The organism is Thermomonospora sp. CIF 1 (genome assembly GCF_001896795.1).
In the GTDB taxonomy this organism is placed as follows: Bacteria; Actinomycetota; Actinomycetes; order Streptosporangiales; family Streptosporangiaceae; genus Thermomonospora; species Thermomonospora curvata.
This window is the reverse complement of record NZ_MOYN02000016.1, coordinates 1-22,605: the sequence shown is the minus strand read 5'-3', so window position 1 is coordinate 22,605 and position 22,605 is coordinate 1. Positions and strand designations below refer to the sequence as shown.

The window sequence follows — 22,605 nt, the reverse complement described above, 5'->3', positions numbered from 1 at the left end:
CTCGGACCGGCAAGTATCTCACCAACCGGCCGGGTCGCACAGCCCTTCCGCAGATGCGGTCTGTTCGCCGGTTCCCGGTGCCGGGCCGGCGGGGTGGGCGCCGGGCGCGCCACCTGGCGGCGAACGGGGAGTCGAGGTGACGCGCCCGGCAGAGGATCAGGCGATCAGATGGTCGAAGTCGCCGTCCTTGGCGCCCCCGACGAAGGCCTCGATCTCCTCCCTGGTGTAGACCAGCACCGGCCCCTGCGGGTAGCGGGAGTTCCGGACGGCGATCTCCCCGCTGGGGAGCTGAGCCATCTCGACGCAGTTGCCGCTCGGGTTGCTTCGCCGGCTCTTCAGCCAGACCAGCTTCTGACCGCCGGATTCCAGTGCTGCGAGGTCATCCATCCTCTTGCCCCCTTAAAGCAGAGCCCCACCCGCGCCCTACTGTACTGAATGCACGTGCATTCGTTCTTGCAGACGCGCTTGCACCTGCACAACAAGGGGAGCAAGATAGCGAACACAGGCCACCGACAGCCTTGGGGTTTCGCGATGATCCTTGACCAGGCAGACGACACCACCACCGACACCCTGGCCCGGGACGGGCGGCGGCATTGGTGGCTGTCGGCTCTGGACGACTCCTCCCATTCGCCCGGTCACTGGCCCACGCCGCCGGCGGGCAGCCCGCGGACCGCGCGGATCGTGCTGCGCACCGAGGCCGCCTCGCCCAAAGCGGCCCGTGACTTCACCGCGCGCACGCTCGCCGAATGGGAGCTGTCCGATTCGGCCGATGACGTGACCATGGTCGTCTCCGAGCTGGTCACCAACGCGGTCCGCTACGGACTGGACGGGCTGCCGCCGAGCGCGCAGCTGTGCCCGGTGCAGCTGGCGCTGTTCCGCCACCCGCACCGGCTGGTGGTGGTGGTGACCGACCCCAGCGAGCACATCCCCCGGATCGCCGAGGCCGGCGCCGACCGTTTCAGCGAAAGCGGCCGGGGGCTGCTGGTGGTGCAGGCGCTCAGCAACGCGTGGGGATGGGCTCCGCTGTCCACCGGTGGCAAGGCCGTGTGGGCCGCCTTCGACCTGCGCCGGCGGCGCACCCTCTGACGGCCGGGCCGCGCAGTCCGCACCGCACGGGAGCCGGTGCGGGACGCCGACGGGTCAGCGGGCCGAGGGCGGATCCAGATGGCGGGGTTCCTCCAGCACGGTGAGGAACTCCCGGGCCCAGCGGTCCACGTCGTGCTCGATGACCCGCCGGCGCATCTGGCGCATCCGGCGGGCCTGCTCGGCGGGCTCGGCCCGCAGCGCCTGGAGCATGGTGCTCTTGAGGCCGTTGATGTCGTAGGGGTTGACCAGGTAGGCCCGCTTGAGCTCGTCGGCGGCCCCGGCGAACTCGCTGAGCACCAGGGCGCCGCGGTGGTCGGCCCGGCAGGCCACGTACTCCTTGGCGACCAGGTTCATGCCGTCCCGCAGCGGCGTGACCACCATGACGTCGGCCGCCAGGTACAGCGCGGCCAGCTCGTCGCGGCTGTAGGAGGTGTGCAGGTAGTGGATCACCGGCACGCCCAGTTCCGAGTGCTGGCCGTTGATCCGCCCGACCTGCTGCTCGATGGCGTCGCGCAGCCGCCGGTACTCGGCGACCCGCTCCCGGCTGGGCGTGGCGATCTGCACGAACGTCGCCTCCCCGGGCTTGAGGTCGCCGTCGCGGAACAGCTCCCCGAAGGCCTGCAGCCGCTGGGCGATGCCCTTGGTGTAGTCCAGCCGGTCCACCCCCAGCAGGATCTTGGCGCCGCCCAGGTCGGCGCGGATCTCCTCGGCGCGCCGCCGCACCGCCGGGTCGTTCACCAGCCTCTCCAGCTCGCGCACGTCCACGGAGATGGGGAAGGCGGCGGCGCGCACCACCCGGTCGCCGACGAAGGCCAGCTGCCCGCTGGTGCGCCCGTCCAGCAGCCGCCGGGCCAGGCGCAGGAAGTTGGAGGCCGCCCCGGGCCGCTGAAAGCCCACCAGGTCGGCGCCCAGCAGCCCTTCGATGATCTGCCGCCGCCAGGGCAGCTGCCAAAACAGCTCCAGCGGCGGGAAGGGGATGTGCAGGAAGAAGCCGATCTTCAGGTCCGGCCGCAGCTCGCGGAGCATGGCGGGCACCAGCTGCAGGTGGTAGTCCTGCACCCACACCACCGCGCCGTCGGCGGCGACCTCGGCGGCGGTCTCGGCGAAGCGCCGGTTGACCCGGACGTAGACCTCCCACAGCTTGCGCTCATAGACCGGCGGGGCGATCACATCGTGGTACAGCGGCCATAGGGTGGAGTTGGAAAAGCCCTCGTAGTAGCGCTCGACCTCCAGGGCCGACAGCGGCACCGGCACCAGGTCCATGCCGTCGGCCTGGAACGGCTCCAGCTCCTCGTCGGCGGCGCCCGACCAGCCGACCCACACCCCCTCGCGGGACCGCATCACCGGCGCGATCGCGGTCACCAGGCCACCGGGGCTGCGGCGCCAGGAGGGCCGGCCGTCCTCGCCGTTGACCCGGTCCACCGGGAGCCGGTTGGCCACCACCACGAACTCGCTGCGGTCCGTCACGCCAATCCTCCCTGCCCTGATTTCATGATCAGATGCCCCGGAACCGGCGTTCGAATCCATCCCGGGCCGTGCACTCGATCACCCCTGCCGCCGCTCGGCCGCCGCGGCTCGTTGCGGGGCCGGTCCGGGCCGCGGATGCGGGCGGGTCGCACGGCCGTCGCCGGGGCATGGTCGTCTGACGGACGCACCGACGCCGCTGTCGATGTCTCGTGCCCAGACCGCACATGCTCACACGGTTTCTTCTAATACAAGGAGATAAATACCATGTTCGGTGATTTTGGAGGAATTGTCCGCCTGCTCCCCCGGCACGTGGCGCGTCCGGCCACCGTCGAGGAGGTCGCGGCGGTGCTGCGGGAGGCCGACGGCCCGGTGGTGCCGCGCGGCTGCGGCCACTCCACCTACGGGCAGGCCCAGTGCGACGGCGGCGTGCTGCTGGACCTGCGGGGGCTGTGCGCCGTCCGGGAAGTGGGGCGCGGGCGGGCGGTGGTGGAGGCCGGGGCGACCTGGCGGCAGGTCCTGGAGGCCACCTTGCCGCACGGGCTCACTCCCCCGGTGCTCACCGACTACCTGGATGTGACCGTGGGCGGGACGCTGTCGGCCGGCGGCATCGGCGGCGCCTCGCTGCGCCACGGGCTCCAGGCCGACCAGGTGCTGTCCCTGGACGTGGTCACCCCGCAGGGGAGGCTGGTGCACTGCTCGCCCCGGCGCAACCGGGCGCTCTTCGACGCGGTGCGCGGCGGGCTGGGACGGCACGGGGTGATCGTGCGGGCCGCGCTGCGGCTGGTCCCGGCGCCCCCGTTCGTCCGCTCCCATCGGCTGCTGTACGCCACCGCGGGGGCGCTGCTGGACGCCCAGCGGCGGATCCCCGCCGACCACGTCTCCGGGCAGGCCAAGCACGATCCGGTCTGGCGGTATGAGCTGACGGCGGTGCGCTATGGGCCGGGGCCGGACATCCCCGGCGCCGTCGAGGTCGAGGAGCTGTCCTACGCCGAGTTCGCCGACCGGATGCGCCCGGACGTGACCGAGCTGATCCGGATCGGCGAGTGGGAACGCCCCCACCCCTGGGGCATCGTGCTGCTGCCGTCCCGCCGCGCCGCCGAGGTCATCGAGGCCACGCTCGCCGAGACCTCCCCCGCCGACCTCGGGCTCAGCGGGGTGGTGCTGATCAGCCCGCTGACCGTCCGCCACGTCCCGGCGCTGGGCGCGCCCGGGGACGCGGTGATGCTGGCGATGCTGCGCACCGCCTCGCCGGGGGCCGCCTCACCGGAGGCGATGCTGGAGGCCAACCGGCGGCTGCTGGCGCGGGCGAAAGCGGTGGGCGGCATCCGCTATCCGATCGACGCCGTCCCCGACTTTTCGACGGCCGGTGATCGAGAAGCGGCCTCAAATGGTGCAGGATGAGCCGACCGCGATGGCGATTCCGTTCGGCGACGCTTTTCAGCGCATCGTTTCCGCAGGCCGAGGCGGAACTCCGGGCCGGAACGTCCAGCCCTCAGGCGAGGTACCGGAAAAGGCCGGATGCGGTCAGGCCTCGGCTTTCGCGGAGGAGTCAGGCCGCGGAAAATCTCGATTCGGCGGCGCGCCGGGCGTTCGATCCCCCTGCCGGCCGGTTTTTCTCTAATCTCGTGGCGATCCCCCCGTTTTCCTCATCATCCAGTAAGGAGTCCCACCTCGTGACCGCAGACGAGCAGGAGCAGGCACCCCCCGGCGTCGATGTGACCCAGCCGAGTTTCGCCCGGGTCTACGACTACTTCCTGGGCGGCAAGGACAACTACGCCGTGGACCGTCAGGTCGCCGACATGGTCATGGAACTGGTGCCCGAGGCTCCGGTGGTGGCCCAGGGCAACCGCGTGGCCATCGAGCGGGCCGTGCGGTATCTGGCGGGCGAGGCGGGCATCGACCAGTTCATCGACATCGGCTCGGGCCTGCCGACCGCCAGCAACGTGCACGAGTTCGCCAAGGCGGCCAACCCCAACGCCCGCGTGGTCTACGTCGACAACGACCCGATCGTGCTGGCGCACGGCCGCGCCCTGCTGACCGAGAGCGGTGTGGCCACCTTCATCCAGGGCGACCTGTATGAGCCGGAGAAGATCTTCTCCGACCCGGCGCTGCTGGAGCTGATCGACCTCAAGCGCCCGGTGGGCATCATCCTGGCGGCGATCATCCACCACGTCCCCGACGAGCGGGACCCCAAGGCGGTGGTGCGCCGGCTGCACGACTTCGTGGCGCCGGGCAGCTACTTCATGCTCACCCACCTGCACGACTCCGGCGACGACCCGCGGGTGGCCGAGGCCAAGAAGATCCTGCAGACCGGGCTGGGCGGCTCCTACTTCCGCAGCCGCGAGCAGATCACCGGCTTCCTGGACGGCCTGACCCTGCTGGAGCCGGGCGTGGTGCACGTGACCGAGTGGCGCCCCAACGGCCCGCCCGGGCCGCTGGAGCACCCGCTGCACACCCAGATGGTCGCCGGCCTGGCGCGCAAGGACTCCTGAACCGGGCGCCGTGCTCCGAATCCCCGGCGCGCCGGGGATTCGGAGCACGGCCGGGCGGCTAGCGCTCCTCGACCGGGACGTAGTGGCGCTCGCCGGGCCCCAGGTACACCTGGCGGGGCCGGCCGATCTTGGTGGTGGGGTCGGACATCATCTCCCGCCACTGGGCGATCCAGCCGGGCAGCCGTCCCAGGGCGAACAACACGGTGAAGGCGTTGGTGGGAAAGCCCAGCGCCTTGTAGATGACGCCGGTGTAGAAGTCGACGTTCGGGTAGAGCTTGCGCTCGATGAAGTAGTCGTCGGCCAGCGCCACCTCCTCCAGCCGCATGGCGATGTCCAGCAGCGGGTCGGACTTGCCCAGCCGCTCCAGCACCCTGGTGGTGGCCTTCTTGATCACCGCGGCGCGCGGGTCGTAGTTGCGGTAGACGCGGTGCCCGAAGCCCATCAGCCGCAGGCCGGGCTCTTTGCTCTTGACCCGGCGCACGAAGGCCTTCACATCGCCGCCCTCGGCGTGGATGCGCTCCAGCATCTCCAGCACCGCCTGGTTGGCGCCGCCGTGCAGCGGCCCCCACAGCGCGTTGACCGCCGCCGAGACGGACGAGAACAGGTTGGCGTGGCTGGAGCCCACCAGGCGGACCGTGGAGGTCGAGCAGTTCTGCTCGTGGTCGGCGTGCAGGATGAACAGCATGTCCAGCACCTCGGCGGCCACCGGGTCCACCTCATAGGGGGTGGTGGGCACGCCGAACGACATGCGCAGGAAGTTCTCCACGTACGACAGGGAGTTGTCCGGGTACAGCAGCGGCTGGCCAATGGAGGTCTTGTAGGCGTAAGCGGCGATGGTGGGCAGCTTGGAGATCAGCCGAATGCTGGAGATGTCGACCTGCTCGGGGTCGAAGGGGTCCAGGCTGTCCTGGTAGAAGGTGGACAGCGCGCTGACCGCCGCCGACAGCACCGCCATGGGGTGGGCGTCGCGGGGGAACCCGGCGAAGAAGTTCTTGAAGTCCTCATGCAGCATCGTGTGGTTCTTCACCCGGTCGGTGAAGTTCTGCAACTGCTCGGCGGTCGGCAGTTCCCCGTAGATCAGCAGGTAGGCGACCTCCAGGAAGGAGGACTTTTCGGCCAGCTCCTCGATCGGGTAGCCGCGGTAGCGCAGGATCCCGGCCTCCCCGTCGATGTAGGTGATCGAGGAGGTGCAGGAGGCGGTGTTGACGAAACCGGGGTCCAAGGTGACGTAGCCGGTCTGCTTGAGCAGATCGCCGATGTTCAGGCCACCGGGTCCTTCGGTCGCCTCCGTCACCTTCAGGGACATCCGCCCGCCCGGGTGCTCGAGCTCGATGCCGGACATGCGTCCTCCTCCATGTCGCCGTGTTGCGCGCATTCACGTTTTCGGCCGGGGTCTTCCGGCAAGTGAAGATCTGCTCGCCTGGTGTGGCGCGATCCTCCCCTTCTGCGACCTTAGCGATACCCCATCGGCGTGTCGCAAAGAGAGATCGCTTCGGGACCGGCGTGTCCGCGCAGCGGCGCCGAATGTTGATCATTTCGCTGCCCGCGGGGCGGCGGCAGCGGACCGGCGCCCGCCGATCGCCCGCGGCATGCGCCGCGCTCACCGCACAAGGGCCGGCAAGAAGGAGATGGAAGGACGAATACCGCGATCCGGGAGGGAGCAGGCAATGCGAGTTCCGCGGTGATTCATTAGGCTGCAGGAGTGTCTCGTTCAGATGAACGGGAGCCTGTCCCCGATTGGCTGGTAGTCCCTTGCACGAGGAAGCACTGGCACCCACACCCGCGGCGGACGCCGAGCCGGCGAAGGTGATCAACTATCCCCGCCGGGGCGGCCCCACCGTGCTGCGCCTGCTGCTGGGCGGGCATCTGCGGGAGCTGCGCGAGAAGGCCGGCATCTCGGCCGAGGACGCCGGTTACGCCATCCGCGGCTCGCATTCCAAGATCAGCCGGATGGAGAACGGCCGGGTCAGTTTCAAGCAGCGAGACGTGGCCGATCTGCTCACCCTCTACGGGGTGACCGACGAGCGGGACCGCGAGGCGATCTTGGCGCTGGCGCGGGAGGCCAACAGTCCCGGCTGGTGGCACCGCTACGGCGATGTGCTGCCGGACTGGTTCCAGGCCTACCTGGGGCTGGAGGAGGCGGCCTCGCTGATCCGGGTCTATGAGGTGCACTTCGTCCCCGGCCTGCTGCAGACCCCCGACTACGCCCGCGCCGTCACCCGGCTCGGCCACCCCGGGGCCGACGCGGAGGAGGTCGAGCGCCGGGTGAGCCTGCGGATGGCCCGGCAGAAGCGGCTGCTGGACCCCGACGCCCCGGCGCTGTGGGCGGTGGTCGACGAGACCGCGCTGCACCGGGTGGTCGGCGGGGCGGAGGTGATGCGCGAGCAGATCCGGCACCTGATCGAACTGGCCGAACGTCCCAACATCACCTTGCAGGTGGTGCCGCTGAAGGCCGTCTCCAACCCCGCCTCCGGCGGCCCGTTCACCATCTTGCGCTTCGCCGAGCCGTTCCTGTCGGACGTGGTCTACCTGGAGCATCTGACCAGCGCGCTCTACCTGGACAAGCCCAGCGACGTGGAGGCCTACCTGCGGGCCATGAACAGCCTGTGCGTGAGCGCCTGCCAGCCGACCGAGAGCCTGCGGTTGCTGCGCCAGATCCTGGACGAGCACTGAGCCTTTTCAAGCATGCGGCCTCGCAGGTCACGGCATCGTCCCCGGCTTCCGGGCTCCCGTTCGACCTGCGGCGATGGCGTGTTGACAAGGGTTCACCGAGCGGTGCCGGCCAGGGTGCGCGCACACCTGCAGACCCCTGTTCCCGGTGTCGCGGGCCGTGTGGTGGAAAGGCTTCGGTACGCCCGTCGCCGCGTGTTCAAGTCCGCTGCGGTGCAGCGGTGTGAAATAGGTTCGGCCTGAGCGCGGCGAAACACGCGGCACAAAAACCGAACGAACGAAAGGAAACCGACCACATGGCCACAATCCGCACCGCCAACGCCCACTGGGAAGGGCCGCTGATGGGCGGGCAGGGCACGGTCTCCCTGGACTCCTCCGGCCTGGGGACCTTCGAGGTCACCTGGCCTTCTCGCGCCGAGAAGCCGGACGGCAGAACCAGCCCCGAGGAACTGATCGCCGCCGCCCATTCCACCTGTTTTTCCATGGCGCTCTCCCACGGCCTGGCCGGGGCGGGCACCCCGCCGGAGAGCATCGACACCCGGGCCGATGTGACCTTCCAGCCCGGTGAGGGCATCACCGGCATCCATCTGACCGTCCGCGCCAAGGTCCCCGGCCTGTCGGCGGAGGAGTTCCAGCGGGCCGCCGAGACGGCCAAGGCCAACTGCCCGGTCAGCAAGGCCCTGGCCGGCACCGGCATCACCTTGGATGCGACCTTGATCTGAGAGCTCGATCCGGCCCCGCTTTCGAGCGCCGCCCGCCCGGAGGGCTCCGGGCGGGGCGGTTCGGCCCGCGGGCTTGGGGACGTTCGTCCCTGGCGGCCGGGTCCCACCGAGATGATCATGCATGGGACGTCTGTCGTCAGGTTGTTCGTTCGTGCCCATCGGCCGTCTTGGCCCATGACCCTCGGGATCGACCATGCCTTCCTCGCTGACCGTGCCCGACCGGTTTCCCGCCGCCGCGGACGCCCCGCGCCGCAGGATCCAGCGGCTGCGTTCCGCCGAGTCGCTGCGGCTGGCGGGCACCAGCCCGCTGGGCAGGCTCGTGTTCAACCTCTATGGGGTGCCGACGATCCGGCCGGTGAACCACATCGTCGAGGGCGAGGACATCATCTTCCGCACCCACGGCGACTCGGCCGTGGTGGAGGCGCTCGGCACCGGTGAGATGCTGGTCGCCTACGAGGTGGACCACTTCGATCTGGATGCCCGGCTGGGCTGGAGCGTGGTGATCAACGGGACCGCCCGCCGGGTGCTGGACGTCCGGGAGGCCGCCCGCTATCTGGCGCTGACCGATCCTTGGCTCGACAACGGCCGGGACAAGAACTACGTGATCCGGATCCGCCCGAAGCTGGTGTTCGGTTTCCAGGTGGTCCCCGACGAGGAGTGAGCCTCTTCAACGGGCCCGCTGAGCGCCACCGATGACACGCGAGGGCGCCCGCCGCAAGCGGCGGGCGCCCTCGGTCTCTTGGGGAGTCAGGCGCTCGGCCCAGGGGTCAGGAGGAGTCCCCCGCGGACGCCTCCACCTCCTTGGCGCCTGTGGCGGCCAGTGGCGGGTGGTGCAGGTCGAAGGCGGGCCGCTCGGAGCGGATGCGGGGGATGGCGGTGAAGTTGTGCCGCGGCGGCGGGCAGGAGGTGGCCCACTCCAGGGAGCCGCAGTAGCCCCACGGGTCGTCCTCCTCGACCTTCTTGCCGTTCCGCCAGGTGATCCAGACGTTCCACAGGAACGGCAGGGTGGAGACGCTCAGCAGGAACGCCCCGACCGTGGAGATCATGTTGAGCGCGGCGAACTCATCGGGGTAGTCGGCGTACCGGCGCGGGTAGCCCTCCACGCCCAGCCAGTGCTGCACCAGGAAGGTGGCATGGAAGCCGATGAACAGCGTCCAGAAGTGGATCTTGGCCCAGCCCTCCGACAGCTTCTTGCCGGTCCACTTGGGCCACCAGAAGTAGAAGCCGGCGAACATGGCGAACACCACGGTGCCGAACAGCGTGTAGTGGAAGTGGGCGACCACGAAGTAGCTGTCGCTGAGGTGGAAGTCCATCGGCGGCGCGGCCAGCATCACCCCGGTGAGCCCGCCGAACAGGAACGTCACCAGGAAGCCGACGGAGAACAGCATGGGCGACTCGAAGGTGAGCTGCCCTCGCCACATGGTGCCGACCCAGTTGAAGAACTTGATGCCGGTGGGCACGGCGATCATGAAGGTCAGGAAGGAGAAGAACGGCAGCAGCACCTGGCCGGTGGTGTACATGTGGTGCGCCCACACCGCCAGCGACAGACCGGCGATCGCCAAGGTGGCGCCGACCATGCCGATGTAGCCGAAGATGGGCTTGCGGCTGAAGGCCGGGATGATCTCGGAGATGATCCCGAAGAACGGCAGCGCCAGCACGTAAACCTCGGGGTGCCCGAAGAACCAGAACAGGTGCTGGAAGAGGATCGCCCCGCCGATCTCCGGGTCGAAGATGTGGGCACCGAGCTTGCGGTCGGCCTCCATGGCGATCAGCACCGCCGCCAGCGGCGGGAACACCGCGAGCACCAGGATGCTGACCAGCAGGATGTTCCAGGTGAAGATGGGCAGGCGGAACATCGTCATGCCGGGCGCCCGCATGCACAGGATCGTGGTGATGAAGTTGACCGCGGCCAGGATGGTGCTGAAGCCGCCCAGGGTCAGCCCCAGGATGCCCAGGTCGGCGCCGATGCCGGGGCTGTAGACCTCGTTCGACAGCGGCGGGTACATGTACCAGCCGAAGCTGGGCGCCCCGCCGGGGGTCAGGAACGAGGCCGCGGCGATCAGCCCGCCGAACAGGAACAGGTAGTACCCGAGCATGTTCAGCCGGGGGAAGGCCACGTCCGGCGCGCCGATCTGCAGCGGCACCAGCACGTTGGCGAAGCCGACGAACAGCGGGGTGGCGAACAGCAGCAGCATGACCAGGCCGTGCATGGTGAAGGCCTGGTTGTACTGCTCGTTGGAGATGAACTGCAGGCCGGGCTCGGCCAGCTCGGCGCGCACCACCAACGCCAGCAACCCGCCAATGAGGAAGAAGACGTAGGAGGTGATCAGATACATGTAACCGATCACTTTGTGATCGGTGGATGTCAGCCAGCTGACAATGATCGAGCCCTTGCGGGTTCGGTCCTGCGCGACGGCGGCGGCGGGCGCCGGCGCCGGGCTGGTCAGTGTCATGTCCTACTCCAGCTTTCCGATGGTTCACATCGCCGGCGTCCGGGGGCGGCCCGCCTGGCGGGCGGGCCGCGCCCCGGAGGCCGGCGACGGAGGGGGCCGGGACGCCTGCGGCGTCCCGGGGAGCCGGGCGATCGCAGTGAGAGTGCCGGCGGATCGCCGATCGCCCGGCTCACGTCCGGTGCGGTCCAGGGGCGGTGGAAAGCGCCCTGCGGGCCGGGCGGCTGAGGGGGCGGAGGCCGCCCGGCCCTGACAGGGCGGGTCTGGCAGCGTCATGGCCGGTAGCAGGTCAGGCGATCCGTTTGGCGGCGATCCGGGCGGGGTCGGGCCAGCGCACGTCGCGAGCCAGGCGGAGCCGCTCCATGATGCGGATCAGGCGGGCGCTGGGGTCGAGCTGGCCGCGCAGCACCCCGTGCCGGGCGCTGGTGGCCTCGGCGTGGTGCAGGTTGTGCCAGGACTCGCCGAAGGACGGCAGCGCCAGCCACCACACGTTGGTGGAGCGGTCGCGGGTTTTGAACTGCTGCTTGCCGAACACGTGGCAGACGGAGTTGACCGCCCAGGTCACCTGGTGGACCAGGCCGATGCGCACCAGGCCGCCCCAGAAGAAGGCGGTCAGCGCCCCCTGCCAGGACCACGACCACAGGCTGCCCACCGCCGCCGGCAGCAGCAGCGACAGCGCCACCCACAGCGGGAACAGCCGGGACATCCACATCACGTCCCGGTCGGCCAGCATGTCGGGGGCGTAGCGGCGGCGGGAGGTCCGCTCACGGTCGAACATCCAGCCCATGTGGGCGTGCAGCAGCCCGCGGGCCAGGCCGAGGGGGGAGCGGCCGTACTTCCAGGGCGAGTGGGGGTCGCCCTCGCGGTCGGAGTACTGGTGGTGCTTGCGGTGGTCGGCGACCCAGCGGACGATCGGGCCTTCCAGCGCCATGCTGCCGGCGATGCCCAGCGCTATCCGCACCGGGCGCGGCGCCTTGAAGGACCCGTGGGTGAAGTGGCGGTGGTAGCCGACGGTGATGCCGAACCCGGTGATCACATACAGCACGGCGGCGATCACCACGTCCCGCCAGCTCAGCCCCCACCCCCAGGCCACCGGGACGGCGGCGCACAGCGCCAGCAGCGGGGCGGCGATGAACACCCCCACCAGGGCCCGCTCCCAGGGGGCCTGGACCTCCGCTTCAAGAGGCCCCACCGGCTGGGGCGCGTGCAGGTTCTCCAGCGGGGCGCTCTCGGTCTCGCGACTGCTTGCGGCCGGGGTCACGAGTGATTCCTTCGGATGACTTCAAGAGGGGAACGCACTCATACAGACCACCGGTCCGCGGGTGGGCCGGGGTAGGGCATATGGCCCGATGAATTAGGGACTTTAGTCCCTCGCCGCGCCCCGGCCGGCCGTCGCGGGCCGCAGGTCCCCCGGATCAGGGACTTTGGTCCCTGGCGCCGGCCGGCCCGCTCGGCAGAATGAGCTTCGTCCCTGTCCGTGACACTGGCGGACGGCCGGGCCGGCGCACGGGTCGGCCGGCGGTGCGCGTGCGGCCTGCGGGCCGCCGGGACGGCGCGCTCGTCTCCCTCCTCCCGGGTAGCACTCCCCCGATCGTGGACGCGACCCGGTGCCACCGGCGAGTTCGGCGCCCGGCGGCCCGCAGGCCGGATCATGCTCACCTCATTGCGCGCGCCGCCGGTCGCCCGCCGGCACCGGCGAGGACGCGGAGCGAAAAGCGGCCGGCCGCCTCAGGGACCGGAGGGGCGCCGCAGCGGGGCGGCCAGTTCGTGGTAGCCGAACACCGGCCCGTTGCGGCAGGCCAGCAGCACCGGCCGGTCGGCGGGGCCGACCCGGCAGCGTCCGCAGACGGCGTCGGTGCAGCGGATGAGCGAGTGCGCCGCCATCTGGATCCGCTGCGGCGGCAATCCGCGGCGGGCCAGGGCCTGCGCGGTCTCCAGCATCATCTCCAGCGGCCCGGCCAGCAGCGCCGTGGCGTCCGGGGGCGGGGCGGGACGGTCCTGGGCGGCGCACGCCATGGTCAGCCGGGAACCGGTGGCGATGGTGACGTCCATGCCCCGCGCCACCCACAGGTCGGCGTCGGCGTGCAGCGCGAGCGTCCGCGGGTTCCGGCCGCCCGCCCACACCTGGACGCGGGCGTAGCGGGCGGTGCCCGACAGCACCTGTTCCAGCACCGGCCGCAGCGCCACCAGCCCGGTCTCCCAGGCCACCAGCAGCAGCGTCCGCCCGACGGCCGGCTCCAGGTCCCAGCCGGTGCCGAAGGGGCCGCGCACTCCCAGCAGCGTGCCGGGTTCTCCCAGCGGCGGCCCGGCGCAGGGCACCCGCAGCGTGGTCACCTCCAGCCCGGCCGAGCCGTTGCCGGCGATGGCGGGGATCCGCACGCCGGCGGGGGTCTGCAGCACCCAGTACTGTCCCGGCAGGGCCTGTGGGACGGCCTCGCCCGGCTGCACCGGTTCCAGGACGAGCGTCACCATGCCGGTGGCGAGGGGGTAGCGGGCCAGCACCCGATACGGCCGGGCCCTCATCGCCTGTGCGCGGACCCGTTCGTCACCCGGCATGCCCCTGGCCCTCCCACAAAGTCGCCGCTCAAGCCTGGCCCAAGGCGTCCTTGCCGGACCAGGGACCAAAGTCCCGAATCGGCCTGTCCCTTTTCACCGGCCGACCGGCAAGATCATCCCCATTTCCCGGCGTCTCACACGCCGGGTGCGCAAGCGCCGTGGTTTTCCGGGCCGGATTCGGAGCCAAAGGTCAGCCCGCCACCCGGGTGCGGGCCTTGGCCAGGTATCCGGCCAGGTGCTCGGCGGGGTCGCCGGCCACCGGCTGCAGCTTGCGCGTCAGCAGCGCGGCGTCCCCGGGCGGCAGGTGCAGCAGCGGGCGCCGCAGCCGCACGCTCCAGGACCGCGGGTCGGGGAAGGCCGCCAAGCGCTCCACCAGGGGCTGCAGTTCCACTCCGCTCCCCCAGGGCGCCAGCGTCTCGATCCGCAGCCGGCAGCCGCGGGGGAAGGACCGCTCGCCGAAGACCACCGGCTCCTCCAGCGCGACGACCGGGGAGGTCACCACCGCCCGGGCGATCACCCGTCCGCGGTCTCGCGTGGGGTTCCCGAACGCGCCGCGCGTGGCGTACACCAGCAGGACGTCCCCTTCGGCGAGCCGGTCCACCTCGGCGCGGGCGGTCGGGGGGAAGGCCATCCGCTGCTCGCTCAGCACCCACGCGATGGCGTCCCGGTCTCCCAGGATCAGCAGGTAGTTCTCACTCACGACGCCACCGTAGCGGCAAGCGGCACGGCGGTGGATCTTCAGCGGGCGCAGGGTGCCTGGGGCCGAGTCCCGGCGGCGGGTCCAGGACCGTCCGGTAGGGGCGGCCGGTGGCGGCGGCCGCGGCCATCGCGTCGTAGGCCGCCATGACCAGGTCCCTGGTGCGGTAGGAGCCGCAGGCGGCCTCGTCCTTGCGTTTCACGATGGGGAAGGACGCCAGGATGTGCTCGGCGTCGTCGCGGCCGATGCCGTACAGGTGCAGGAACGCCGCGTCCAGCTCGGCCCGCAGCAGGCGGCGCCGGGCGGCGTCCCAGCGGAACGGCGGCCCGTCATCGCCCAGGTCGCGGGCGAAGGGGGCCATGTCCCAGGCCGTGTAGACCAGTTCCAGCACCCGGCGTTCCGCCCAGACGTGGAAGGCGGTGGCGGGGTCGGCGGCGAACGGCTCGCAGAACCGCTGCGGCGACGGCACCGGGAACTGCTCGACGTAGAAGTAGTTGAGGTTGGTGCCGCCGATCTTCTGGCGGGCGCAGTAGTCGAACACCAGCGACGACAGGCAGGCCAGCAGGGCGGGGCGGAGCCGGTGGCGGGCGGTGCCGATGAGGGGGACGGCGTTGCCCACGGCGACGGGGGGCAGCGCGCAGGCCAGGAAGGTCCGCTCGTTGGTGGGGCTGGTGACGTTGGAGAAGCCCAGCAGCCACGGCGGCAGGTCGCCGGGGAGGTCGGCGGCGTGCACCCAGTAGGCGGGCTGGGCGAACCGTGCGGGGTCGGCCCATTCCTTCTCGGTCAGGCGGACGGGCCGGTGCCTGCGTTTGGCGGCGGTGTCGCTGCAGGCCACATCCGCGGCGCGGTGCTGGTAGAGGTCGGCCATCACCCCTTGGTAGAGGGGCACCATGACCTCTTCGCCGCGCACATAGCAGTTGCCCTCCCGCCGCCAGGGGCCGCCTTCTTGGGCGGGGTCCTCCAGGCGGTCGCGGGTCCAGAACAGGTGCGCGTCGTTGGACATGTCGAACATCCGCCGGAACGACAGCCCCCACGGGTCGCCGCCTGGGCCGCGCAGCACCGGGACGCGCCGGTAGATCTCCAGCACCAGTTGCGCGTCCCGGCGTCCGCGAAAGGACGGGCAGGTGCCGGTGTTGGGGTTGAGCAGGGCGATCTGGCCGGGGGTGAGGGAAAACCGCCGCCGCGGGTCCTGGGCCTGGGCGGGGTCGTGCAGGAAGAAGGCGAACTGCGCGGCCGGTTCGCGGCGGTCTGGGCCGGCCAGGGTCAGCAGGGTGAAGCGGAAGCGGCTATCGACGTCGCGGAACAGGCGGCGGCGGTTTTCGAAGTCCAGCAGCGAGACCAGCGAGCCGCTTTCCACCACGTCCCGGAAGAAGCGGCGGGTGGTGGCGTCGGTGGCGATGCCGGTGGGGACGATGAGGCCCATCCTGCCGCGGGGGTTCAGCAGCGAGCGGCCCGCTTCGGCGAAGACGGCGTAGGTGTTGAGGTCGCCGTGTCCGGTCAGCGGGTAGCGTCCGCAGGCGCGCAGGAAGTGGGCGGTTCCCTCGGCCTGCCGGCGGGCGCGGGTGAAGGCGGCGTGCAGCGCGGGGTTCCGTTCCGGCAGGGCGGCGATCAGGCGGCGGCGGGCGGCGGCGTCGGGGGCGGCGGCGATCTGCTCGTCGCGGGCGGCGAAGAACTCCCGTTCGTGCAGTTTGACGCGCTCCCAGGGCGGGTTGCCCAGCACGCAGGCGAAACCGCCGGCGCCCGCCTCGCCGGTGAAGATCTGCGGGAATTCCAGGGGCCAGTGGAAGAAGCGGTACCGGGCGGTGATCTCCTCCAGTTCGGCGCGGGTGCGCGGGGCGAGGCGCCGCAGGTCGCCGTGCAGGGTCGCGGTGGTGATGGCCGGCGGGGCGGTGGGGGTCTTGGGCCAGACGAAGGCCGCGCACCAGGCGTCGGCGTGCGTCTTGGTCCAGGCGCGCAGGGGCGGGTGGTTGCGGCGTTCTGCCCTGTTGCGGGCGCGCAGGGCGGCGGTCAGGGCGCGGTCGTCCTCCTCCAGCGGCCGGAAGGCCGCGTCGGGGATGCCGCCGGCCAGCAGGGCGGGGGTGGCGCCGAGCAGGGCGTTGCCGACTTTGATGCGCTCGTCCCACGAGCGCAGCGGCCGGCCGGGCTCGCCGGTCTCCAGCCAGAGCGCGACCTTGGCCAGCTCGACCGCCAGCGGGTCGAGGTCCACGCCGTACACGCAGGTGGTGAGGGTCTCGCGCAGGGCCCGCCGCAGCGCCGCGGGGGGCGGCTGCGGGTCGCCGGTGCGGACGAAGGCCAGGCGGCGGGCGATCCGGCCCGCGGCGGCGACCAGGAAGCGGCCGCTGCCGCAGGCCGGGTCGCAGACGGTCAGCGCCAGCAGGGCGCGTTCCTGTTCGCGGCGGGTGCGGCCGGTTTTGACGGCCTCGTCCAGCAGCGGGTCCAGCGCCGAGTCCAGCAGGCAGTCGACCAGGGCGGGGGGCGTGTAGTAGGAGCCGCCGCTTTTGCGTCCGGTGCCGGCCGGCAGCAGGACGAACGCCCGCCGCCGGGCCGCACTCTGCCGGCACGGCCGGTGTTCCAGCAGGGACTCGTGCAGCGCGCCCAGTTCCGCGACGTCCAGGCGGCAAAAGTCGATGGGCCGGGGGCGGGCGGGGCGTCCGTGCCGGATCTGGGACAGCGCCCGGACCGCCGCGCACAGGTCGGCGTCGTCCAGTTCGGTGTCCTCCAGGACCCGGTCGGCGTCGGTGCGGGCGAAGATGCCGCCGAGGGCGGGCAGTGCCAGCTCCGGCAGTCCGTCGTGGCCGCCGAGGCCGTCGATGACGGTGCGCAGCGACCGCCACAGCCGGCCGTGCCCGCCGCCCGCTTCGGCGGCCCGGCGGCGCAGCACGGCTGTGGAGTGGTGCGCAAGGTAGCGTTCCCGGGCCTGCTCGGGTGCGTCCGGGTCGAGCAGCATGCCGCGGTCTTCGGCCAGAAACAGCACCAGCAGCCGCTGGACGGTCCACAGCAGTGCCCGGTGAAGGTCCTGCGGGCTGTGGCGGTCCAGGAGGCCGGCGTTGGCCGGGTGCCGCAGCAGCCCGGTGCCCAGTGTCTCGACGGCCTTGCGGGCGCCGCCGCGCAGCCGGTGCCAGGGAGGGTCCTGGGGGTCCTCCGGTCCGTGGGGCCGGCTCATCGGTCGGGGCGCTCCTTGCAGGCGCGGGTGCGGCCAGCGGTGTGGAGCCTAGTACGCGCCCTGACCGCGCCGCCAGCCCGGCGCCCCGGGCCGTCACGTGTGGGGCTGCGGCGGGGCCAGCATCCGGTCGATGACGATGTGCAGGATGTCGCGGAAGAACTTCATGGCGTCCGGGTCATCGGCCTTGATCATGCCGCGTCCTCCCGGGGCCAGGATGCCCGTGCTCAGGAACCCGGAGACGCACCACAGCACGATTCCCAGCAGCCCGTAGGGGCCGATGTCGTCGGGCACCGCGCTCCGGATCTTGGGGGCGGCCAGGCGCAGCAGGGGCCGCAGGTAGAGGTCTTCGATCTCCGGGACGTCCGAGGCGTCCGACACCCACCGGTGCGTCCACAGCGCCAGGAAGTCCGGGTGCTCGGCGTAGAAGTCCAGGTAGGCGTCGGTGAACCGGTGAACCGCGTCGCGTCCGGGTTCGGCCTCCGCCAATGCCGCCCGTACCGCGGCGTATTTCTCCTCGCAGCCGCGGTTGATGACCTGCAGATAAAGTTCGCGCTTGCCCCCGGTCAGCTCGACCACCGTCGCGGTGGGGACGCCCAGCGCGTCGGCGACGAGGTCCAGGGTGGTCATGTCATAGCCCAGCCCCGCGAACAGCCGCGTGGCGACCTGGTGGACCTGTTCGAGTGTGACTGCCTCCGGCATGCACATCACCTTAAGCGGGTATTCAGCTCTCTTCGGCGAAAAAACGGCATTTTTGGATCGATCATTTGCAAAATTCAGGTCAATCCATCGCCGGCGCATCGGCGCCGCACGCCGTGCAATTCTCCCAGGCAGATGCAGTAACGGTCGCCGAGTGGAGTTTTAGGTCAAAAGACCGTATTGATCCGGTCAAGGTCACGTTGCCCCGGTGCGGTGCGGCGGGCCAGAGTTGATCTTGCGTTCCGATGTGCGCATCGAGCCGATGGAGCCTTCGATGACCGAGATCAACACCGACGTCCCGCACTCCGCCCGGGTCTACGACTACTGGCTGGGCGGCAAGGACAACTACGAGGCCGACCGGGCGCTCGGGGACGCCATGGTGGCGGCCATCCCCACACTGCCCGCCATGGCCCGGGCCAACCGCGCGTTCATGGAACGCGCGGTGCGCCACCTGGCCGGCGAGGGCATCACCCAGTTCCTCGACATCGGCACCGGCATCCCCACCTCCCCCAACCTGCACGAGATCGCCCAGTCGATCGAGCCGGCCTCCCGGGTGGTCTACGTCGACAACGACCCGCTGGTGCTGGCCCACGCCCGCGCCCTGCTGGCCGGACACCCGGAGGGCAAGACCGCCTACATCCACGCCGACCTGACCGAGCCGCGCTCCATCCTGGACCACCCGTCGTTGGCCGAGACGCTGGACCTGGACCGGCCGGTGGCGCTGATGCTGGTGGCGATCCTGATGTACTTCACCGACGAGCAGAACCCGCGCGCCATGGTCGCCGAGCTGATGGACGCCCTGCCCTCCGGCAGCCGCCTGGTCATCTCCCACCCCACCGCCGACTTCGACCCCGACAGCGTGGCCCAGGCCGTCGAGGCCGCCACCTCCGCCGGCATCACCCTGGTGCCGCGCACCCGCGCCCAGGTGGAGGACCTGTTCGCCGGCCACGAGATCCTCGACCCCGGGGTGGTCCCGCTGGCCACCTGGCGCCCGGTCGAGCCGCCGGCCGACCCGCACGCGGTCTACTACTACGGCGGCATCGCCCGCAAACGCTGACCGGCCCGGCCCTGCGCCTGACCGCCGTGCGGTCTCGTGCAGCACGTGACCTGGGAGGCCGAAGCCAAACCATCGGCGATCACAACGCCTCCCCGCCCCGGTTTGGGGAACGGCACGGGAAAAGCTCAGCGACCTTGCTTCGGAGCGATATGCGGGTGGGGTGCTCGGTGCGCACCCCGCCCGCAGGGCGTCAGGGGCGGCCGGGCAGCCGCCGGATGATGAGGGGCGGTCCGGGTCGAGCAATTGCTCCTCGAACACTATGGACGCCCGGCCAAGGACTTCATCTTCGGAAAAACGACATAACCTTCTACGCGCTGCCCCGATTTGAGATCGGCGAACTCGAGCGAAGCGGAACCGGCCCGCTCATGCTTCGTGCCATCTGCTTCCACCAGGAAGAAGCCACCAGGACCGATATGAAACGAATTCCCCTCGTGGCTCTTCACCTCGATACGAAATCCGATCTCATCGGACCTCCTTACGAATGCCGACTCTCCTTCACTCCCCCTTTCCCATACGGTGGGGAACCGTCGAAGGACGGGGAGCACCCTCTGGCCATCGGCAAACGCAAGCTCAAGAAAGTCGCCCTGCGCCACCCATAGGGGCCGAGGTCGCCCACGAGGCGCACATGCGCCCTGCGCCACCCATAGGGGCCGAGGTCGCCCACGAGGCGCACATGCTCTGCCACCACCACGGGCTGGCCAATCCGGTACACGCCTGGCTGCTGGGCGAGCTGCTGCACTACCTGCGTCAAAGAAACGCCGGCCGCCACGGCTTCCAGGACATGGGACCGGCCTGGGTCCCGGTGCGCAACGCCGTCACCGCCGGCGCTCTGCGGATCGGCGACAAACGCGCCCTGCAGGTCGCCGAAAGCTGGGAGAAACCGATCCGCCAGCCATGCCTGAGCTGGGGGTGAACGTGGCCCCGGTCGTGCGGAAACGACGCACCGACGATGCGGCCGTCCGCCGGATGCAGACCGTGGCGTCCCTGGCCGAAAAAGGACGGATGGGTGCCGACATCCGCATCCCCACCGCCCCCAACCCCATCCGGATCGAGGCCGATCTGCGCACCGGGCAGATCGAAACCACCGTCGAGGTCCCGGCCGCCGAACGCGCCCGCCCCCTGTCTCGCGTGCAGTGGCTGCTGCGCCGGCTGGCCGAGGCCCCGCCGGAGTTGCGCATCGAGGCGCTCACCCCCGGATGTAACACCGGCCCCTGCGAACTGCTCGGCGCCTCCCGGACCGAACCCGGCCTGCTCGTCCCCGACGAGGGAAACATCTCCTCCTTCCGCCTCACCCTCGCCACCGGCATGGGCTCCAAACGCGGAGCCGAAGAAACCGGATTCATCCGCAGCGTCGACATCGCCATGGACCGCTTCCAGCAGACAGTCCTGCGGGCATTCAAGATCACCGCCGCTGCGGGCGCCTGAGGTTCTTCCGGCGAGATGAGGCGGCGGCCGCACCGTGCCGCCTCCCATCAGGGCGAAGGCACCGCCCGGCCCGCTCGTGGACGGCTCGCGCACCGCCCGGCCCGCCCCGGTGAGCCCGGAGCGGCTGCCGTCGTTCAAGCGCCTGCCCGGCCCGCCGCCCCGCACCGGCCGCCGAGGCGACCCGGCCGGCTCGAAAGCCTTCCCGGCTTCGCTGTCCGGGGTGACCGCAGGCGTCCTCGCCCCGGACGAGCCGTCGCCGCTTCGGCCTCCTGCCATTCGGCTGCCGCGAGCGGACCGCGCCCCTGTTCATCACCGGGCATCGCCCGGCCGGCGGGTGCAGGACCGCCGAGTGCTATGCCGCGGTCTTCGGTATCGACGCCGTGAACGTACCGGAATGCGCCCGAATCGGCCGAGGAGGGGACTGAGCACGAAAATCACCGCGAAATCTTCCTCGGCCATCCCTTTCCGCAAGCGCCATGCGGCGTTTCATGACGTAGAGAGCCAGACGGTAAATACACACCGCCACGACCCGATATTCCCTGAACCATCATCCAAAAATACCCCATTCAAGGCATCGCCGGATCATTTACTCAAACAAAATTCACCCTTGGTTGCCAATTGCACTGTTCCCCCATAGCGTCAGGAACGTCATACGCTACCCGAAAGCACCACAAGGAGGCGGAGGATGGAGACGAGATGGCGTAAGGCCACCCGGAAAAGCATTGCCGCAGCGGCGTTAATGCTGCTCACGCTGGGGGTGTTCCCGAACGGCAAGGCGGTGGCCGATGTCCAGCAGCAAAGGCGCCTAGAGGGCACCATCACGGTCACGACCAACGACTATGAGACGTTCGGCTCCGACCAGCGCTGCAGCCACACGGTCCGGATGTCGATCGTCGTCAGCCCCAGCACCAGGGGATTCCGCACCACGACGACATGCGGTGGCGAAATCCGCACAGAGCTCCTCCACTACTACCGAACCGACGCCCGGGGCGTCATCTCGGTGTGGGGGACCGTCTACTTCTACGAGGGCGACTCGGTGAACACCAACGACCTGGACGGCACCACGACCTACTCGTTCCAGATCCAGCCGGGCTGGCGGGTCACGCGCAACGTGCACGTCTGGAACGTCGCCGAGAACGAGCGCCGGGACTGGTCGACGATCAGATTCGACGTGGCCAACAGGGCCGTCTAAGTAACCTGGCTCTCTGATTCCTCACGCGCCATTACCGCCCGTCGCGGCATGTGCTGAGGTCTCCTCATATGCCCGCGGGCGGTAATGCCATGCTCTCGTCTCCTTTCACCGGCCACCGGACGACGGTCATGCTCACGGCGCCGGCCGAGCTTGGAGCCACCAGTCGGACAATCCCGCTTGAGGTTCTTCCAACATCCTGCGGCCGGTGCCTCAAAGAGCCGCTTCAGTGAGCACCGGTTCGGTGAGCGGGCGGCGATCTGCAGGCCCGACGGCGGCACCCGCCAGGTCGCGCGCCAGGCGGGTGATCTGGGCGCGCAGTTGCGGAATGGGGACGTCCAGGTTGAGGGCGGTCTCGGTGAGCTGGATGTCCTCGGCTCCTGAGATCCGGTGGGTCTGCGGGGCGTTCGGGCCTTGGGCGTAGACCAGGTAGCCGCGCCGGGTCTGGAAGGCGGTGCAATAGGCGAGCACCTGGTAGAGGTGCTCCTGCCGTTTGCTGAGCTCCTTTTGGAAGGTGTACTTGGCGTCCAGGACGGCGCCGGGCGGGCCGGCCGGGGTGTAGTAGACCAGGTCGGGTTTGAGCTGGATGCGCCGGTCGTGGTCGAGGTGGCGGCTTTCGTCCTGGAGTTCGGTCCGTCCGCCGTAAGGGCGCAGCGCCTCTTGCAGCGCCCGGGTGAGGAAGTCCTCGAAGACCTTCCACATCGTCAGCAGCAGGCCGTCCACCCGCACCACGGTGCCGTCCTCGTGCTCATAAGAGCCGGAGCGCAAGATGAGTTCGGCCAGGCGGAGGGCGGTGCGGTAGCGGGCGTTGAGACGGGAGGGGGTCCAGCGCGGCAGCAGCGTCCCGTGGGTGTGCGGGCGCACGCCGTCCAGCCGCAGGATCAGCCGCCGCAGCATCGAGCGGGTGGCGGGGTGCACCCCGGGCAGGCACAGCA

The 22,605-nt window shown here is 70.5% G+C and carries 21 protein-coding genes; 10 read left to right on the top strand and 11 right to left on the bottom strand.

The window, feature by feature from the left end; all coding sequences use genetic code 11:
* Positions 1–156: 156 nt before the first annotated feature.
* Positions 157–387, bottom strand: coding sequence for a DUF397 domain-containing protein (locus tag BUE48_RS09760; protein WP_012852320.1), 231 nt, complete (start codon positions 385–387; stop codon positions 157–159).
* 144 nt (positions 388–531) lie between these two features.
* Here BUE48_RS09760 and BUE48_RS09755 point away from each other — a divergent pair, with 144 nt between their 5' ends.
* Positions 532–1,086, top strand: coding sequence for an ATP-binding protein (locus BUE48_RS09755; protein ID WP_083789823.1), 555 nt, complete (start codon positions 532–534; stop codon positions 1,084–1,086).
* A gap of 54 nt (positions 1,087–1,140) precedes the next feature.
* Here the strand turns inward: BUE48_RS09755 and BUE48_RS09750 are convergent, their stop codons facing one another.
* A complete protein-coding gene (locus BUE48_RS09750; RefSeq protein WP_012852318.1) occupies positions 1,141–2,553 on the bottom strand; it encodes an alpha,alpha-trehalose-phosphate synthase (UDP-forming) in 1,413 nt (470 codons plus the stop codon).
* A gap of 264 nt (positions 2,554–2,817) precedes the next feature.
* Between BUE48_RS09750 and BUE48_RS09745 the strand changes: the two genes are divergently transcribed.
* Together BUE48_RS09745 and BUE48_RS09740 are read left to right on the top strand one after the other, a co-directional pair.
* Positions 2,818–3,954 (top strand): FAD-binding protein, encoded by a 1,137-nt coding sequence (locus BUE48_RS09745; protein ID WP_286989680.1) that lies wholly within the window; start codon positions 2,818–2,820, stop codon positions 3,952–3,954.
* 272 nt (positions 3,955–4,226) lie between these two features.
* A complete protein-coding gene (locus BUE48_RS09740; RefSeq protein ID WP_012852316.1) occupies positions 4,227–5,045 on the top strand; it encodes an SAM-dependent methyltransferase in 819 nt (272 codons plus the stop codon).
* Positions 5,046–5,103: 58 nt separating this feature from the next.
* Here the strand turns inward: BUE48_RS09740 and BUE48_RS09735 are convergent, their stop codons facing one another.
* Positions 5,104–6,387, bottom strand: coding sequence for a citrate synthase (locus BUE48_RS09735; RefSeq protein WP_012852315.1), 1,284 nt, complete (start codon positions 6,385–6,387; stop codon positions 5,104–5,106).
* Positions 6,388–6,851: 464 nt separating this feature from the next.
* On the opposite strand from BUE48_RS09735, the gene BUE48_RS09730 reads away from it, so the two are divergent.
* The 3 genes from BUE48_RS09730 to BUE48_RS09720 all read left to right on the top strand — a co-directional run bounded on the left by BUE48_RS09730 (position 6,852) and on the right by BUE48_RS09720 (position 9,098).
* Positions 6,852–7,718 carry a Sco1979 family transcriptional regulator gene (locus BUE48_RS09730; RefSeq protein WP_012852314.1) on the top strand — a complete coding sequence of 289 codons (867 nt, stop codon included), beginning with the start codon at positions 6,852–6,854 and terminating at the stop codon, positions 7,716–7,718.
* A gap of 293 nt (positions 7,719–8,011) precedes the next feature.
* A complete protein-coding gene (locus tag BUE48_RS09725; protein WP_012852313.1) occupies positions 8,012–8,437 on the top strand; it encodes an OsmC family protein in 426 nt (141 codons plus the stop codon).
* A gap of 193 nt (positions 8,438–8,630) precedes the next feature.
* Positions 8,631–9,098, top strand: coding sequence for a pyridoxamine 5'-phosphate oxidase family protein (locus BUE48_RS09720; protein WP_012852312.1), 468 nt, complete (start codon positions 8,631–8,633; stop codon positions 9,096–9,098).
* 106 nt (positions 9,099–9,204) lie between these two features.
* Here the strand turns inward: BUE48_RS09720 and ctaD are convergent, their stop codons facing one another.
* The 6 genes from ctaD to BUE48_RS09690 form a co-directional block, all read right to left on the bottom strand.
* Positions 9,205–10,890: an aa3-type cytochrome oxidase subunit I gene (gene ctaD, locus BUE48_RS09715; RefSeq protein ID WP_286989679.1), complete on the bottom strand. Its 1,686-nt coding sequence runs from the start codon at positions 10,888–10,890 to the stop codon at positions 9,205–9,207.
* A 286-nt stretch (positions 10,891–11,176) separates the two neighbouring features.
* Positions 11,177–12,148, bottom strand: coding sequence for an acyl-CoA desaturase (locus tag BUE48_RS09710; RefSeq protein ID WP_286989678.1), 972 nt, complete (start codon positions 12,146–12,148; stop codon positions 11,177–11,179).
* 467 nt (positions 12,149–12,615) lie between these two features.
* Positions 12,616–13,443 (bottom strand): ferredoxin reductase domain-containing protein, encoded by an 828-nt coding sequence (locus BUE48_RS09705; protein ID WP_012852309.1) that lies wholly within the window; start codon positions 13,441–13,443, stop codon positions 12,616–12,618.
* Positions 13,444–13,633: 190 nt separating this feature from the next.
* Entirely contained in the window at positions 13,634–14,143 is a 510-nt protein-coding gene (locus tag BUE48_RS09700; RefSeq protein ID WP_012852308.1) for a hypothetical protein, read from the bottom strand.
* Entirely contained in the window at positions 14,136–17,303 is a 3,168-nt protein-coding gene (locus BUE48_RS09695) for an Eco57I restriction-modification methylase domain-containing protein (protein ID WP_286989677.1), read from the bottom strand. The genes BUE48_RS09700 and BUE48_RS09695 overlap by 8 nt, the downstream gene beginning before the upstream one ends.
* A 93-nt stretch (positions 17,304–17,396) precedes the next feature.
* A complete protein-coding gene (locus tag BUE48_RS09690; protein WP_286989676.1) occupies positions 17,397–18,002 on the bottom strand; it encodes a TetR/AcrR family transcriptional regulator in 606 nt (201 codons plus the stop codon).
* Positions 18,003–18,273: 271 nt separating this feature from the next.
* On the opposite strand from BUE48_RS09690, the gene BUE48_RS09685 reads away from it, so the two are divergent.
* Positions 18,274–19,056 (top strand): SAM-dependent methyltransferase, encoded by a 783-nt coding sequence (locus BUE48_RS09685; RefSeq protein WP_286989675.1) that lies wholly within the window; start codon positions 18,274–18,276, stop codon positions 19,054–19,056.
* A 257-nt stretch (positions 19,057–19,313) separates the two neighbouring features.
* Here the strand turns inward: BUE48_RS09685 and BUE48_RS09680 are convergent, their stop codons facing one another.
* The gene (locus tag BUE48_RS09680) at positions 19,314–19,649 is read right to left on the bottom strand and encodes a hypothetical protein (protein WP_286989674.1); all 336 of its coding nucleotides are present in this window, start codon (positions 19,647–19,649) and stop codon (positions 19,314–19,316) included.
* 32 nt (positions 19,650–19,681) lie between these two features.
* On the opposite strand from BUE48_RS09680, the gene BUE48_RS09675 reads away from it, so the two are divergent.
* From BUE48_RS09675 to BUE48_RS09665, 3 genes are all read left to right on the top strand, one after another.
* The gene (locus BUE48_RS09675) at positions 19,682–19,969 is read left to right on the top strand and encodes a hypothetical protein (protein ID WP_286989673.1); all 288 of its coding nucleotides are present in this window, start codon (positions 19,682–19,684) and stop codon (positions 19,967–19,969) included.
* Positions 19,951–20,481: a hypothetical protein gene (locus BUE48_RS09670; protein WP_286989672.1), complete on the top strand. Its 531-nt coding sequence runs from the start codon at positions 19,951–19,953 to the stop codon at positions 20,479–20,481. Before BUE48_RS09675 ends, BUE48_RS09670 begins: the two co-directional genes overlap by 19 nt.
* 739 nt (positions 20,482–21,220) lie before the next feature.
* The gene (locus BUE48_RS09665; protein ID WP_286989671.1) at positions 21,221–21,673 is read left to right on the top strand and encodes a hypothetical protein; all 453 of its coding nucleotides are present in this window, start codon (positions 21,221–21,223) and stop codon (positions 21,671–21,673) included.
* A 210-nt stretch (positions 21,674–21,883) separates the two neighbouring features.
* On the opposite strand, the gene BUE48_RS09660 is transcribed toward BUE48_RS09665, so the two are convergent.
* A partial coding sequence (locus BUE48_RS09660) for a 5-methylcytosine restriction system specificity protein McrC (RefSeq protein WP_286989670.1) occupies positions 21,884–22,605 on the bottom strand: 722 nt, incomplete at its 5' end.

Coding starts and splice junctions, on each gene's coding strand:
- BUE48_RS09760 (WP_012852320.1), bottom strand. CDS start 387: ATGGATGACCTCGCAGCACTGGAATCCGGCGGTCAGAAGCTGGTCTGG.
- BUE48_RS09755 (WP_083789823.1), top strand. CDS start 532: ATGATCCTTGACCAGGCAGACGACACCACCACCGACACCCTGGCCCGG.
- BUE48_RS09745 (WP_286989680.1), top strand. CDS start 2,818: ATGTTCGGTGATTTTGGAGGAATTGTCCGCCTGCTCCCCCGGCACGTG.
- BUE48_RS09735 (WP_012852315.1), bottom strand. CDS start 6,387: ATGTCCGGCATCGAGCTCGAGCACCCGGGCGGGCGGATGTCCCTGAAG.
- BUE48_RS09725 (WP_012852313.1), top strand. CDS start 8,012: ATGGCCACAATCCGCACCGCCAACGCCCACTGGGAAGGGCCGCTGATG.
- BUE48_RS09720 (WP_012852312.1), top strand. CDS start 8,631: ATGCCTTCCTCGCTGACCGTGCCCGACCGGTTTCCCGCCGCCGCGGAC.
- ctaD (WP_286989679.1), bottom strand. CDS start 10,890: ATGACACTGACCAGCCCGGCGCCGGCGCCCGCCGCCGCCGTCGCGCAG.
- BUE48_RS09705 (WP_012852309.1), bottom strand. CDS start 13,443: ATGCCGGGTGACGAACGGGTCCGCGCACAGGCGATGAGGGCCCGGCCG.
- BUE48_RS09695 (WP_286989677.1), bottom strand. CDS start 17,303: ATGAGCCGGCCCCACGGACCGGAGGACCCCCAGGACCCTCCCTGGCAC.
- BUE48_RS09690 (WP_286989676.1), bottom strand. CDS start 18,002: ATGCCGGAGGCAGTCACACTCGAACAGGTCCACCAGGTCGCCACGCGG.
- BUE48_RS09685 (WP_286989675.1), top strand. CDS start 18,274: ATGACCGAGATCAACACCGACGTCCCGCACTCCGCCCGGGTCTACGAC.
- BUE48_RS09675 (WP_286989673.1), top strand. CDS start 19,682: ATGCGCCCTGCGCCACCCATAGGGGCCGAGGTCGCCCACGAGGCGCAC.
- BUE48_RS09670 (WP_286989672.1), top strand. CDS start 19,951: ATGCCTGAGCTGGGGGTGAACGTGGCCCCGGTCGTGCGGAAACGACGC.
- BUE48_RS09665 (WP_286989671.1), top strand. CDS start 21,221: ATGCTGCTCACGCTGGGGGTGTTCCCGAACGGCAAGGCGGTGGCCGAT.